The 15033-nt window shown below is 61.7% G+C and carries 12 protein-coding genes; 4 read left to right on the top strand and 8 right to left on the bottom strand.

The annotated features are described in order from the left end of the window. Positions 1–10: 10 nt before the first annotated feature. Together rpsU and E2A64_RS15075 are read left to right on the top strand one after the other, a co-directional pair. Complete coding sequence (gene rpsU, locus E2A64_RS15080) at positions 11–235, top strand: 30S ribosomal protein S21 (protein WP_133285323.1); 225 nt, start codon at positions 11–13, stop codon at positions 233–235. Between the two features lie 162 nt (positions 236–397). After that, complete coding sequence (locus tag E2A64_RS15075) at positions 398–1231, top strand: tetratricopeptide repeat protein (protein ID WP_133285524.1); 834 nt, start codon at positions 398–400, stop codon at positions 1229–1231. A 9-nt stretch (positions 1232–1240) separates the two neighbouring features. Here the strand turns inward: E2A64_RS15075 and E2A64_RS15070 are convergent, their stop codons facing one another. The 8 genes from E2A64_RS15070 to E2A64_RS15035 form a co-directional block, all read right to left on the bottom strand. Then, positions 1241–1792 (bottom strand): methylated-DNA--[protein]-cysteine S-methyltransferase, encoded by a 552-nt coding sequence (locus E2A64_RS15070; protein ID WP_133285322.1) that lies wholly within the window; start codon positions 1790–1792, stop codon positions 1241–1243. Positions 1793–1893: 101 nt separating this feature from the next. Then, positions 1894–3291 (bottom strand): NAD(P)(+) transhydrogenase (Re/Si-specific) subunit beta, encoded by a 1398-nt coding sequence (locus E2A64_RS15065; RefSeq protein WP_133285321.1) that lies wholly within the window; start codon positions 3289–3291, stop codon positions 1894–1896. 10 nt (positions 3292–3301) lie between these two features. Further along, entirely contained in the window at positions 3302–3718 is a 417-nt protein-coding gene (locus E2A64_RS15060; protein WP_133285320.1) for an NAD(P) transhydrogenase subunit alpha part 2, read from the bottom strand. Further along, positions 3718–4869 (bottom strand): Re/Si-specific NAD(P)(+) transhydrogenase subunit alpha, encoded by a 1152-nt coding sequence (locus tag E2A64_RS15055; RefSeq protein WP_133285319.1) that lies wholly within the window; start codon positions 4867–4869, stop codon positions 3718–3720. Before E2A64_RS15055 ends, E2A64_RS15060 begins: the two co-directional genes overlap by 1 nt. Before the next feature lie 74 nt (positions 4870–4943). Beyond that, on the bottom strand, positions 4944–5168 hold the full coding sequence (locus tag E2A64_RS15050; RefSeq protein WP_133285318.1) for an aa3-type cytochrome c oxidase subunit IV: 225 nt from the start codon (positions 5166–5168) through the stop codon (positions 4944–4946). 162 nt (positions 5169–5330) lie between these two features. After that, a complete protein-coding gene (locus E2A64_RS15045) occupies positions 5331–6023 on the bottom strand; it encodes an N-acyl amino acid synthase FeeM domain-containing protein (RefSeq protein ID WP_244598313.1) in 693 nt (230 codons plus the stop codon). A gap of 227 nt (positions 6024–6250) precedes the next feature. Beyond that, the gene (locus E2A64_RS15040) at positions 6251–8578 is read right to left on the bottom strand and encodes a putative bifunctional diguanylate cyclase/phosphodiesterase (RefSeq protein ID WP_133285316.1); all 2328 of its coding nucleotides are present in this window, start codon (positions 8576–8578) and stop codon (positions 6251–6253) included. Positions 8579–8734: 156 nt separating this feature from the next. Next, complete coding sequence (locus tag E2A64_RS15035) at positions 8735–12214, bottom strand: indolepyruvate ferredoxin oxidoreductase family protein (protein WP_133285315.1); 3480 nt, start codon at positions 12212–12214, stop codon at positions 8735–8737. A gap of 349 nt (positions 12215–12563) precedes the next feature. Between E2A64_RS15035 and E2A64_RS15030 the strand changes: the two genes are divergently transcribed. Beyond that, positions 12564–13163, top strand: a complete 600-nt coding sequence (locus E2A64_RS15030) for a TRAP transporter small permease subunit (RefSeq protein ID WP_133285314.1) — start codon at positions 12564–12566, stop codon at positions 13161–13163. Next, positions 13160–15019: a TRAP transporter large permease gene (locus E2A64_RS15025; protein ID WP_133285313.1), complete on the top strand. Its 1860-nt coding sequence runs from the start codon at positions 13160–13162 to the stop codon at positions 15017–15019. Before E2A64_RS15030 ends, E2A64_RS15025 begins: the two co-directional genes overlap by 4 nt. The last annotated feature ends 14 nt before the right edge of the window (positions 15020–15033 follow it).

The following is a 15033-nucleotide window of genomic DNA, read 5'->3' as shown; positions in this document are numbered from 1 at the left end:
CGGGTTTAACGTGCAGGTACTTGTCCGCGACAACAATGTCGATCAGGCGCTCCGCGCTCTCAAGAAAAAGATGCAGCGCGAAGGCATCTTCCGTGAAATGAAGATGCGCGACCACTACGAAAAGCCCTCTCAGAAGCGCGCCCGCGAAAAGGCAGAAGCCGTTCGCCGCGTCCGCAAGCTGGCTCGCAAGCGCGCCCAGCGCGAAGGCCTGATCGGCGGTCGTTCGGGTCGCTGATCCCTGCCGTTTTATTGCCGATTTCGGCGTGTTAATGGAGGCGGAGACGGTATGTCGCCGCCTTTATTCTTTTCCGCACTCCGTTCCGGCATCACATTGCGGGACCATACACAGTCGTCAGAGGGGCAAATCTTGACTTCAGCATTCTCCGGACTTCAGCCGATGTCGCACATCCACGGCAAACTGCGTGGCGCCCTGATGATCGCCGCCGCAAGCGCGTGCCTGGCTGTTGCCGGATGCCAGACGACTGCCCCCATTTCCGCCATCGACATAGACCGCACCCAGGGCAGCGAAGAGAATATCGGCTCACTGACCGCCGTGATCCGCAACAATCCCTCCGACCCGGAACCCTACAACGTCCGCGGCGCGGCCTATGGTCGTGCCGGCGAGTTCCGCAAGGCCATGGATGATTTCAACAAGGCCATCCAGCTCAATCCACGCTTCTACCAGGCCTATGCCAATCGCGCGCTCATCGAGCGCAGCCAGGGCGATCTGACGGCAGCCGCCAACGACTACAACCAGGCACTGTCGCTCAACGCGAACTACGACGCTGCCTATATCGGCCGTGGCAATCTCTACCGTCAGGCTGGCCGCAACGACGAAGCCTTCCGCGACTTCAACAAGGCCATCCAGCTCGACACCACCGACCCGCGTGCCTACCACAATCGCGGCCTGATCTATCAGCTGCGTGGCGATCATGCCCGCGCCATCGACGACTTCTCGACCGCGATCTCGCTGTCGGACGCACCCGAGCCCTATAACGGTCGCGGCCTGTCCTATGTCGCCCTGAACGACGACGAGAACGCCTTTGCCGACTTCAACCACGCCATTCAGCTCGACAACACGAAGGCTGAATCCTGGGCCAACCAGGCGCTGATCTACGAGCGCCGCGGCGAGACGCAGAAGGCGATCCGCTCCTATGCGCGCGCTGCCCAGCTGGACCCGAATTACGGCCCTGCCCGCGACGGCCTCTCGCGCCTGCGCAAGGGCAGCTGATCCCGAAGGTCAGAACCCGAAACTGCGCTGCGCCAGGACAGGGCTCTTGGCGAGCGCTCCCTCGATCTCCAGCATCCTGAGTTTCGTGACCGTGCCGCCCGGCGCGGAGAAACCGCCGATCGCACCATCGGCGGCAAGCACCCTGTGACAGGGTATGATGAGCGGAACCGGATTGCGCCCGAGCGCCTGCCCCACCGCGCGGGACACCCCGACATCCCCGGTCAGCTCACGGGCAAGCACGCCGTAAGAGCTCACATCCCCCCATCCGATCCGACGGGTCGCGAGCAGTATGTCGCGCTCGAAATCCCCGAGCCCCGACAGGTCGACCGGGACATCCGCGAAATCGGTCCGTATCCCGGCGAAATAGTTCCTGACGGCCCTTGTGGATTCGACAATGAAGCGCGGCGGCTGCGATGACTGACGCATCATCCGGCTCCGGTCCATGTCCGGGTCATCGGTCGGCAGTCTGAAATCCGATATCCCGGCATCGGTCCAGCCGATTTCGCACAGGCCGAAATCGGTTTCGAAGAGATGGCGGTGGTCGGCGCTGAAGGATCGCATGGGTGTCGTCCGGGCGGAAATCTGCCGCTACAATACGCCTGCACCCCGAAATGAAAAAGGCCGCGATCGCTCGCGGCCTTCGATTGCTGACGATTTCCGGATCAGTGATCCATCGCCTTGACGATGTCATCGGTCATCTTCTTGGCGTCGCCGAGCAGCATCATCGTGCCGTCCTTGTAGAACAGCGTGTTGTCGATGCCGGCATAGCCCGAACCGAGGGAGCGCTTGACGAACAGGCAGGTCTTGGCCTTGTCCACGTCCAGGATGGGCATGCCGTAGATCGGCGAGGAGGGATCGTCGCGCGCCGCAGGGTTGGTCACGTCGTTGGCGCCGATGACATAGGCCACATCCGCCTGTGCGAACTCGGAGTTGATGTCCTCGAGTTCGAAGACCTCGTCATAGGGCACGTTGGCTTCGGCCAGCAGCACATTCATGTGGCCGGGCATGCGGCCCGCCACCGGATGAATGGCGTATTTCACCTCGACATCGTTGGCCTTGAGCTTGTCGGCGAGCTCGCGCAAGGCATGCTGGGCCTGTGCCACGGCCATGCCGTAGCCCGGCACGATGATGACCTTCGAGGCGTTCGCCATCAGGTAAGCCGCGTCTTCGGCCGAGCCCTGCTTGACGGTGCGGTCTATGTCGTCTGCCTGGCCCGCGGCCTGTTCGCCGCCGAAGCCGCCCAGAATGACCGAGATGAAGGAGCGGTTCATGCCCTTGCACATGATGTAGCTGAGGATCGCCCCCGAGGAACCGACCAGCGCACCGGTGATGATCAGTGCGAGATTGCCGAGCGTGAAGCCGATGCCGGCCGCGGCCCACCCCGAATAGGAGTTGAGCATCGAAACGACCACCGGCATGTCCGCCCCGCCGATCGGGATGATCAGCAGAACGCCCAGCAGCAGCGACAGGACGACGATGAGCCAGAAGATGAAATGGCTCTCGGTGCCGACCAGGATACCGATCAGCACGACGACGCCGATCAGCAGCGCGGCGTTCACCGCGTGCCGCATGGGCAGCATGATCGGCTTGCCCGACATGCGGCCGTCGAGCTTCAGGAAGGCGATGATCGAGCCGGTGAAGGTGATCGCGCCGATGGCGACGCCGAGCGACATCTCCACGAGCGCCTGGCCGTGGATCTGGCCGGGTTCGCCGATACCGAAGGCATGCGGCGCATAGAGTGCGGCGGCGGCCACCAGGACGGCGGCGAGGCCGACGAGCGAGTGGAAACCAGCCACGAGCTGCGGCATCGAGGTCATGGCGATGCGCCGCGCGATGAAGGCGCCGGCACCGCCACCGAGGGCGATCCCGAGCACGATCAGCACCAGCGAGCCGAAGGACGGCCTGGCGAGCAGAAGGGTCGTGAGGATGGCGATCCCCATGCCGATCATGCCGTAGAGATTGCCCTGACGACTGGTGGTCGGATGAGACAGGCCCCTGAGAGCCATGATGAACAGGACCCCGGAAACGAGGTAGGCGAAAGCCGCGAAATTCTCAGACATCAGCCGCCCCTCACTTTTCTTTTTTCTTGTACATGGCGAGCATTCTCTGGGTGACGAGGAAGCCACCGAAAATGTTCACCGATGCCAGGATCAGCGCCACGAAACCGAAGCCCGAGGCGTAACCTGAAAGCGAGGCGCCGACCGCGAGCAGCGCGCCGACCACGATCACCGAGGAAATCGCGTTGGTCACGGCCATCAGCGGCGTGTGCAGTGCCGGCGTCACGGACCAGACCACGTAATAGCCGACGAAGATCGCCAGCACAAAGATCGCGAGGCGGAAGATGAAGGGATCGATCGCCCCGCCGGATGCCGCGTGCGCCGCAGCCCCTGCGGCGTCGGCCATGTCCTGGGACGCGACGGCGGCATTGACCGCGTCGACCGCCTCGTTCAGCTTCTCAACAGCGTTATCGAGAACGGAACCGGCCATTACGCATCCCCCTTGTCGTTGGCACCGCCGAAGCCCGGATGAACGAGCTTGCCCTCATGGGTCAGCGCCGTGGCCTTGACGAGTTCGTCGTCCATGTCGACGCGGACCTCATGGGTCTCCTTGTCGATCATGGTCTGCAGAAAGGTAAGAAGGTTCTTGGCGTAGAGCAGCGATGCGCTTGCCGGGATGCGCCCGGCGAGGTTGGGGTAGCCGATCACGGTCACGCCGCCGACCTTGGCCGCCTCGCCCATCACCGAACCCTCGACATTGCCGCCACGCTCGACAGCCAGGTCAACGACCACCGAGCCCTCACGCATCGATTTCAGCATTTCCGCCGAAATCAGTCTGGGCGCCGGTCGGCCCGGAATCAGCGCGGTGGTGATCACGATGTCCTGCTTCGAGATGTGCTCGGCCACCAGTGCCGCCTGCTTGGCCTGGTATTCCTTCGACATCTCCTTGGCGTAACCGCCGGAGGTTTCCGCCGCCTTGAATTCATCGTCCTCGACGGCGATGAACTTGGCGCCGAGCGAGGCCACCTGCTCCTTGGCAGCCGGCCGGACGTCGGTGGCGGAAACAGCCGCACCGAGGCGACGCGCGGTGGCAATCGCCTGAAGTCCGGCAACACCGGCGCCCATCACGAAAGCCTTGGCGGCCGGAACCGTACCGGCGGCCGTCATCATCATCGGAAAGGCGCGCCCGAAAGAGGCCGCGGCCTCGATCACGGCCTGATAGCCCGCGAGATTGGCCTGGGAAGACAGGACGTCCATCGACTGCGCACGGGTGATGCGCGGCATCAGTTCCATGGCGAACGCAGTCACCCCGGCTTCCGCGAAGGGCTTGAGAGCCTCTTCGTTGCCATATGGATCCATTTGGGTGAGAAGAACCGCGCCGGACTTCATGATCCTGGCGTCGCCCGCCGAGGGACGGCGCACGCGCAGCACCACATCGGCCTTGGCTGCGTCTGCAGCCTTGACGATGGTTGCACCGGCCTTTTCGAAATCGCTGTCGAGAATGCGCGAGCCCGCGCCGGCGCCTTCCTCTACAGTCACGTCGCAACCGAGCGAGGTCAGCTTCTTGACGGTTTCGGGCGAGGCGGCAACGCGCGTTTCGGCTGCGTCGGTCTCCTTGCCCACAAAAATGATCGCTCCCAAGAAACCCCTCCTGTCCCTGGATACAATACGACCGGCCGGCGTATTCGACTACGCACGACCGGTCCTGAAGAAGTCTAGCGCAGCAGGACCACGCCGATTGCGCTGAGGATCACGAACAGGATCAGGCTCGAGAAGAAGCCTGCGGCCGTGAAGAAGAAGAATGCCATGGCAATCAGCAGCGTAACGATATGCAGCGTGCCATATTTGGCACCGGCGATGAACATGGCGTAGGTTTTTTCGTGTTCGCTGTAATCCATTTCGGCGCCGACTTCGGCCGGGCCTTCGACATGATCAGCCATTGGGAACTCCCTCGATTGTCTCTCCGAGCAGATCGATTACACAAACCCCCGCCTTTGTGCAAGAAAACGGCACGGCCCGATACCGCTCCTCGGCGGGAAAATCGATTTAAAACAGAAAGGCGGCCATCGACCGCCTTTCGTTTCAACCGCTGGCCGAAAGTTTCAATGAACTCTCGCCTGCGCCAGACGCGCGGTCGGCCGCACGGTAAGGACGGGCGACCCCATTTCCGAAGCCGGCGCAAACATCATGCGACGCTCGAAGGCCTCCGAGTTGAAGAACGGAAAGCGCCGGTAGATGCCTTGCAGTTCCTTGTGGGCGTCTGATCCGTAAAGCCCGACGGTGATGTCGTACGGCATGATGTGGCGCGGCTCGATCAGCGGCTTGGAATTGAAGACGCGCTGGTAGAATGCCTTGTGGTTCGGCTTGACGACCGAGAGGCAGTAATCCGCGCCGAAGAAGTCGGTCGCCATCGTCGCCACACGCAGCGTCAGATAAGGAATGCCCGGGAGCTGGCGCAGGATCTCCGGATCGGCTGCAAACCGCACGGGATCGATGAATGTCCGCCCCGCATCCAGAAGCGGGTCCATCACATCCTTGAAATAGGTCGTCGCCATACCGGTCGGATGACGCTGCGTGACGTGATGAATCCGGATCGTCGAAACCAGATTTTCCTCGTAATAGATGCCGATGACATGGGCATTCGGCGCGAAGTCGGCGTCGTCGATGAGGACGCTTCCCGTTTTCGGCGCCATGCCGATCGGATCATAGGCCTTGTAGCGAACGCGCGCGACCGCCTCCAGATCCTCGCTCGATTCCACCCGGCGATACTCGACGTTGTCCAGAAGCCGCATCATACGGCTTACAAACCCCGAAGTTCCATTCTGCTCGACTTGCATGCCGCACCCCTCGGATACCCCATTGCTTAAAAGTTTAGCTTTAACTTTTTGTTAAACAATGGCGAAGAGGCGATTCTTTGGCAATAATTCCGAAGTTGGTTAACGCGCAAACTCCGTTCTGCGAATTTGGATCGCAAAACCACAAATTTATACTGGTTATATCGAGGAAGTCAGGCGGAGCGGCGCTAGCCGCGCACCCTCCGCGCCGGCTTGCCGGCAGGCTTTGAGGGAGCTGTTTCCTGCTTTCCCGACATTCTGGCAGCCAGATCGACGAAGGAAGCGGCGGGCATGGGAGCCCCGAAAATGAATCCCTGGATCAGATCGGCACAATCGTTTTCCAGGATCACCTTGAGCTGCTCGTCGGTTTCGACACCTTCGACGACAACGGAAAGTCCGAGTTCGCGAGAAAGGTTGACGACACCGCGCAGCAGTTTGAGCTTGCGTCCGTCTTCGGTGATGTTGGCCACGAAGGCGCGGTCGATCTTCACCTTGTTGAGCGGCAGGATGTCGAGGTAGCTCAGGCTTGAATAGCCGGTACCGAAATCGTCGATGGCGACGGTGATGCCGCGCGACCGGAAAGTCTCGAGAATGCGCCGAACCGAATTGGCGTCGTCGACGAGCGCGCTTTCGGTGATTTCGAGATGCAGGCGGAGCGGCGAGAGATTGTAACGCGACAGCGCTTCATCGACCACGCGCACGATGTCGTTCGTCGCCAGATCATAGGCGGACAGGTTGACCGAGACGAACAGGTCCTCCGACCAGGAGGCACAATCGGCGACGGCCTTGTCGATCATGCAGCGGGTCAGGTCGTTGACGATACCGATCTCTTCGGCCAGCGGAATATAGACGGCCGGCGAGATCGGGCCGAGTTCCGGATGGCGCCAGCGCGACAGCGCCTCCGCACCGGCAATCCTGGTTCCGTCCGGCGTGAACATCGGCTGGTAGGCGACATTGATGGTGCCGTTGATGATCGCATCACGCAGGTCGCCCTTGAGCTTCTGGCGCGCGGAATATTTCTCGTCCATGGAATCGACGAACAGCGACCAGCGGTTCTTGTCCCGGCGCTTCGCATCGTAGAGCGCGATGTCCGCCTTGATGTGCAGATCGTCAAGCACCGTGCCGCCGGCCATTGCAATTGCCACGCCACCGCTGACGGTGACGAAGATGCGGTTATCATCGATCTGGTAGTGACCGCTCAACCCGTTGGCGATCTTGTCCATCCATTCGCCGAGCGCGGTCATGTCGGCAACATCGGGGAAGAACAGCACGAATTCATCGCCGCCGAAACGCGAACAGATGATCTGATCTCCGCAGATGTCCTTCAGGTTCGTCGCCACCGCCTGCAGCAGACGGTCACCTGCAACATGCCCCTTCGTATCGTTGACGTGCTTGAAGTCATCGAGGTCGAAGACGGCGAGCGCGACCTGCCGGTTCTTCTTCAGCTTCGCCAGGCGGGAGGTTGCGAGGTCCTGGAACCAGTTCCTGTTGGGAAGAGCCGTCAGCGAATCGAAGCGCGCCATCTGGAGGATCTTCTCCTCCTGACGGATACGTGCCGTCACATCTTCGAAAATGAGAACCACGCCGTGGTTTCCGCGCAGACGCGACGTGAATTCAAGCCATACGTCATCCGAGAAGCGGATCAGCAGACGGCGATCGCGTCCGCTCGCCAGGTTCTCGATCCGGCGCGTGATGTTCTCCAGGTCCTCAGGCGGCAGGATGCTGTTGCGCGCGGCAAGCCGCAGCGCCAGCCTCAGGGTCCGCCCGCGGAGATCGATCGTGGACTGAACGCGGAAGATCTCGCGCGCCTTGTTGTTGAGCACCTCGATCCGCCCGTCACCATCGAGCATGAACAGACCGTGGGACATGTTGTTGAGCGCGATGTCGAACCGCTCGGCAAGCTGCCCGGCCTTGCGCTCGGCCATGACCGTATTGAAAAGAAACTCGCGCACGCCGTTGGCCATCGAACGTGTCGTCATGAACAGTGGGAACAGCAGGCCAGCCAGCACGACCATGAATGGATCGCGCAAGATCAGGAAGCCCGCCGTCAGCGGCACGCAGACCGCCAGGATCATCATGTCGACGTTGAGACGCGAACCGAAATTGCGCCCGACCACCGAGATCAGGCTGGCAAGCGTAATGGAGATGGAGGCCAGTTCGGCAAACGCGTCATGGGAGACGACGAGCGCATAGGCACACATGATGCCGAGCGTGCCGGCCACCACCACCGAACCGGCAACATAATAGCGCTCCCACCGGATGGTCTGGGCGAGCGTGAATTCACCATCGTCGCGGCGGTCGAACGCCAGCATGCCGAACATGCGGACGGCCCAGATGAGCGTCAGCGCGACACCGACATAAAGATAGAACGGATCACCGGTCTTGGCGAAGATGGCCGACGCGGTGATCACATGCGCGATCAACCCGGTGAGGGGTGTGCCACGCTGAAGGTAGAGGGACCGAACAAATGACAGCCGGACCTCTGCCGCATCGTTATCCCGTTTGGTTGGCAGCATGCGTTGAACCTGTTCTAGCTTCCGCCAGTCTAACCATCCGGGATTAATAGACGGTTGAAGGAATACAATACCTCTGATTGCATAAGAAACCCTTAAAGAGTCAAAAGAATTATTCTTGATATATGGGATCGAACAAAGATAATCGTCAGAACAATATTATTCCGCAGCAAGGCTCACGGTGGTATCCGAGGAAGAATCAAGCTCCTTCATGATTTTATGCTTGTCATCGAGCCGGGAATTCAAGCTGCCCTGCTTCACATGGCCGAACCCACGAATCAATTGGGGGTACGACAAGAAATCAACGATCATTGATAGATTAGAGGCGTTCATACGGATTGCCATTTGTTCGATTTCAGCGATGTAGGTGTCGACCAATCCGCGCTCGATACGCCTCTCGGTTGTATAAGAGAATGGATCAAACCATCGGCCTCTGGCCCCCTTGGCCGCGGCAAGGATGCGAAATACGTGCCGCATATTGGAACCGAAGCGCAACTTTCGCGGGCGACCCTGCGGGTCCTTCGGCGCGAAGAGCGGCGGCGCCAGATGATACTCCACCCGCTCATACCCCTCGAACTGGGCGTCCAGCTTCTCCTTGAAGCGCCCGTCCGTGTAAAGACGCGCGACTTCATACTCGTCCTTGATGGCCATGAGCTTGAAAAGCGAGCGGGCGGCGGCGGCCGTTGCCGCACCCGGCGCCCCCGAAATACGGGTTTCGGCGGCAATCAAGGGTGCGAGCGCCTCGCGATAGCGCGCGGCATAAGCGGCATCCTGGTAAGACGCGAGATGCTTCGCCCGATGAGCGATCAGCTGCTCCGGCGTTTCAGGCGGCGCGACTTCCGCATCCTGCATTCCGCCGGCGAGTGCCAGGACGGCTTCCGGCTCGCTGATCGCACGCCGCCCCCAGCGGAAGGCGTCGATATTCATCGCCACCGCCTGGCCATTGAGCTCGATCGCCCGTTCGATCGCACCGGCTGAGACCGGCAGCGCACCGCGCTGGCAGGCAATGCCGAGCATGAACATATTGGCGGCAACCGCATTGCCGAAAAGACGGTTTGCCGTGAGCGCCGCGTCGAAGAAGGTCGTCCGTTCCGGCCCCGCCGCCTTGAGGATCGCGCGCTTGATACGCTCCGAAGGCAGCGAGAAATCCGCATCGCGGGTGAAGTCGCCCGGCATCACCTCGGCCGTGTTGACCACAAACTCCGTCTCGCCCTCGCGGACGGCAGCCAGCACCTTCGACGAGCCCGATACGACAAGATCGCAGCCCAGCACGAGGTCGGCCTTGCCGGCGGAAACGCGGATGGCGTGAATATCCTCGGGCGTTGCGGCGATCCGCACATGGCTGAAAACCGCCCCGCCTTTCTGGGCGAGCCCCGCCATGTCGATCATGCCGCAACCGCGGCCCTCGAGATGAGCGGCCATGCCGAGGATCGCGCCGATGGTGACCACACCGGTACCGCCGATCCCGTCGACAATACCCGCCCAGCCATTGTCGAGAGGATGAATGGCCGGATCGGGGACGCCTTCCAGGGGATCGCCGAGCGTACGCGCCTTGTTCGATCCCGACTTGCGGAGCCTGCCGCCATGCACGGTCACGAAGGATGGACAGAAACCGTCGAGACAGGAGAAATCCTTGTTGCAGCTCGACTGGTCGATGCGCCGCTTGCGTCCAAACTCGGTCTCCACTGGCTGGACCGAGACGCAGTTGGACTTCACCCCGCAATCACCGCAGCCTTCGCAGACGAGCTCGTTGATGAAGACGCGCTTGTCCGGATCGGGATATCCACCGCGCTTGCGGCGCCGGCGCTTCTCCGCAGCACAGGTCTGGTCGTAGAGAAGAACCGAGACGCCGGTCACTTCGCGCAGCTCGCGCTGCACCGCATCCAGTTCATCGCGATGATGGATCGTCATCCGCGACGGCCACGCGATCGTGCCGGGATAACGGTCCGGGTCGTCGGAAACGAGTGCGATACGCTCGACGCCTTCGGCGCGCACCTGCCGCGCGATCGCATCCACCGTCAGCCCGCCCTCATGCGCCTGACCGCCGGTCATCGCAACGGCATCGTTGTAGAGGATCTTGTAGGTGATGTTGGCGTTCGAAGAGAGCGCAAAGCGAATGGCCAGTGCGCCCGAGTGATTATAGGTGCCGTCGCCGAGGTTCTGGAACAAATGCGGCCGCGCGGTAAACGGTGCCTGCCCCACCCATTGCGCACCCTCGCCGCCCATCTGCGTGAAGCCCTGCGTCTGCCGATCCATCCAGAGCGCCATGTAGGAACAGCCGATCCCGGCTGCCGCGATCGAGCCCTCCGGCACATTGGTCGACGTGTTGTGCGGGCAGCCCGAGCAGAAATGCGGGGTACGCCGCGCCACATCGGACATCCCGGCGAGCATCGACTGGAACTGTCGCAAACGTTTTACCCGTCCATCGAGCTCCTCGGAATGACCGGCCACTTTCAGGATGCGCTCGCCGACGGCCACCGCGATTTCGTTCGGATCGAGCGCACCGCTGACCGGGAACAGCCAGTTATCCGTCTCGTCCTTCTTGCCGACGACAACCGGCTGGTTGGCCGTGCCGTAGAGCGCCTCGCGCAACTGGCTTTCCAGAAGAGAACGCTTTTCCTCGACCACGACGACCATGTCGAGCCCGGACGCAAACTCCACGGCATCCTCGCGATCGAACGGCCAGGGAGCGGCGACCTTGAAAAGCCGCAGGCCGATGTCTCGGGCCCGCGCTTCGTCGATCCCGAGATCGGCCAGCGCCTGACGGGTATCCAGATAGCTCTTGCCCACGGTGAGAATGCCGATCTTCGGATTCGTCCCTCCCGACCATACCGTCCGGTTGAGCCTGTTGGCCCGTATGAACAGCCCCGCGGCCTGCCGCTTGTACTCGTGCAGCCGCGTTTCCTGGCCCAGGAAGTCGAGATCGTTGGCGCGGATCGCCAACCCGCCCGGTGGCCCTTCGAACTGCGGGATCACGATATCGAGCCGGTCGAGACGACCATCCACGGAAGCGGTGGATTCGACGTTGTCCTTCACGCATTTGAGCCCCACCCAGAGGCTGGCGAAACGCGACAGCGCATAGCCGTAGAGGCCGTAATCGAGAATCTCCTGCACACCGGCGGGATTGAGGACTGGGATCATGGCGTTGACCATGTTGAACTCGGTCTGATGCGCATTCGTCGAGGATTCGGCCGTGTGGTCGTCGCCCATCAGCGCAAGCACGCCGCCATGGCGCCCCGTGCCGGCCAGGTTGGCATGCCGGAAGACATCGCCGGCCCGGTCGACGCCCGGCCCCTTTCCGTACCAGAGCGCGAACGTGCCGTCATGGAGAGACAGCGGATCGAGCCCGGTTTCCTGCGAACCCCAGCAGGCGGTGGCCGCGAGTTCCTCGTTCAGCCCGGGCTGGAAAACGATGTTGTGCGGCTCCAGCCGGCTGCGGGCCTGAAAAAACTGTTGATCGAGACCGCCGAGAGGAGAGCCGCGATACCCGGACACGAAGCCGGCCGTGTTCAATCCCGCCCGCCGATCCAGCTCCTGCTGCATCATCATCAGGCGAATGACGGCTTGCGCGCCCGTGACGAAAATCCTGTCCTTCGACAGGTCGTATTTGTCGTTCAGGCTCACATCATGCAGCGTCATGGATACTCACTCCCTGACGCCGGAACCGGGTGTCTCCTCGCCACGGCAAACGGCGTCGATTTCCTCGAAGACGAGTGTTCAACGCAAACGCGCTGCGGTCAATCGCTGTTCTGGGATAGAATGCCTGCCGCACTCGGCGGATTGCCTGTGACCGGCCTCGATCGTGATCCCGGTCCTGTTGCGTTGCTGTGAATGCCGCGACGGTCCAATCCCACGTTACCCCCAAGGGCGCATTCGTGCGTTGCTTCTCATGCGTGTATGCTGATAAGGGAAGCAAGAAAAAGGTCGCCGCACTGCGGCCTATAATGGGGACCCCCCGGGCAAAGTCGTCCGGTAATGGGAGGAACGTATGAGTGTTTTGCTGGCCCTCAGCCGGGCCATTGATCGTGTCAACGAGTTCATCGGACGCAACGTCGCCTGGCTCATCCTGGCCTCCGTGCTCATTTCAGCCGGGAATGCCATCTTCCGCAAAGCTTTCGACATGTCGTCCAACGCCTGGCTCGAGGTACAGTGGTACCTTTACGGCACGGCATTTCTTCTCGCCGCGGCCTATACGCTCAAGCGCAACGAGCACGTTCGCATCGACTTCATCTCCAACATGCTGACGAAGCGCACGCGCGACTGGATCGATCTGATTTGTCACGTGATCTTCCTGATGCCGTTCGCCGTGCTGATCTTCTATCTATCGCTGCCCTGGGTCTACAAATCGATCAACTCGGGAGAGATCTCCGCCAATGCCGGCGGCCTCATCCTCTGGCCCGCCAAGATCATGGTGACCATCGGCTTCGGGCTTCTGATCCTTCAGACCATCTCCGAAATCATCAAGCGCTACGCCATCATCATCGGCGCCATTCCTGACGAGACGGAAATCCACGATCTGCCGCCGGAAGTCGAGGAAATGATTGCCGGCGCTGGCCGCGTCGATGGCAAGGGGGGAGCCGGCAAATGATGGACTTTATCGCCCACAATCTTGCGCCGATCATGTTCATCTCCGTGATGGCCATGCTTCTGCTCGGCTACCCGGTCGCCTTCACGCTTGCCGCGGGCGGCCTCGCCTATTTCGTGATCGGTGTCGAGGTCTCGCATCTTTCCTCGGAGATCCGCCTGTTCTGGAACCTGCTGCAGGCGCATCCGGACCGGATCTACGGCATCATGTACAATGATACATTGCTGGCCATTCCGTTCTTCACCTTCATGGGCCTGATACTCGAGCGATCCCGCATGGCGGAAGACCTCCTCGATACCATCGGACAGCTTTTCGGCCCGATCCGGGGTGGCCTTGCCTACGCGGTCATCCTCGTGGGCGCGCTGCTGGCGGCAACCACCGGCGTGGTCGCCGCATCCGTGATCGCCATGGGGCTGATCTCGCTGCCGATCATGATGCGCTACGGCTACAACCAGTCCGTGGCCACCGGCACGATCGCAGCCTCGGGCACACTCGCGCAGATCGTGCCGCCGTCTCTGGTCCTCATCGTCATGGCCGACCAGCTCGGCCGCTCGGTGGGCGACATGTATATCGGCGCGCTCTATCCGGCGTTGATCATCATCGCGATCTATTGCGGCTACATCCTGCTTCTCACCCTCTTCCGACCGGAATGGGTGCCTTCCCTGCCGAAGGAAGCAAGGACCCTGGGCAGCGGCGTAACCTCGCTGATCGTCGTCATCGCCGCGGCGATCGCGATCAACTACATCGCCTACTATTTCGTGTTCGAGAGCCTGCGCTACGAAGTCCGCTTCGTCTGGTCCGCGGTTGCCGCGGCAGCTTGCGCGCTCATCTTCAGCCTTGCCAACCGCAAGTTCGGCTGGGGACTGATGTCACGTCTGGCCGAAGAGGTCGTCATCGTCCTCATTCCGCCGCTCGCGCTCATCTTCCTCGTGCTCGGCACCATCTTCCTAGGCATCGCGACGCCGACCGAAGGTGGCGCGATGGGGGCTGTGGGCGCGCTCGTGCTCGCCCTCATCAAGCGGCGGCTTGACCTCAAGAGCGTCAAGCAGGCGCTCGATTCGACGACCCGCCTGTCGGCCTTCGTGATGTTCATCCTGATCGGAGCCCGCGTCTTCGGCCTGACCTTTTACGGCATCAACGGCAACGTCTGGATCGAGGATCTTCTGCTCGCCCTGCCGGGCGGCGAATTCGGCTTCCTGCTGGTCGTCACCATCATCATCTTCATTCTCGGCTGCTTCCTCGATTTCTTCGAGATCGCCTTCATCATGGTGCCGCTTCTGGCTCCCGTTGCCGAGAAGCTGGGTATCGACCTGATCTGGTTCGGCATCATTCTCGGCATCAACCTGCAGACCTCGTTCCTGACGCCGCCATTCGGCTTCTCGCTCTTCTATCTGCGCTCGATCGCGCCGACGAAGGATTGGACCGACACCGCGACAGGGGGAACCCTTCCGGGGATCAAGACGACAGCGATCTACAAGGGGGCTCTGCCGTTCATCATACTGCAGTTCATGATGATTCTCCTGGTCATCCTGTTCCCGCAGCTCGTGATGCACTACAAGGACGAGCACACGGGCATCGATCCGGCCGATGTGAAGATCGAGCTGCCGGGCTTCGGCGGACAGGACGGCGGTCTGGGCTTTTCGCCCTTCGGCGCACCTTCCGGCGGAGAAAGCGGATCGGACGGGTCTTCAGGCAGCAGTGGCGGCTTGTCTCTGCCCGGCATGGACGGCCTGCCCGGCGCACCGTCATTCGGCGGGGAAGCAGACAACGGCAACGGCGCTTCCGGCGGCAATGCGCCTGCGGAGGATGCCGCGCCCGCGCCAAACACGGACCTGAGCGCGCCCCCGTCATTCAATTGACGGCAATGAACTGA

Origin of the sequence: Pseudohoeflea suaedae, from assembly GCF_004354915.1 — a bacterium.
Lineage (GTDB): Bacteria > Pseudomonadota > Alphaproteobacteria > Rhizobiales > Rhizobiaceae > Pseudohoeflea > Pseudohoeflea suaedae.
Note: the sequence above shows the minus strand (reverse complement) of the source record. Positions and strands in the feature narration are given on the sequence as shown.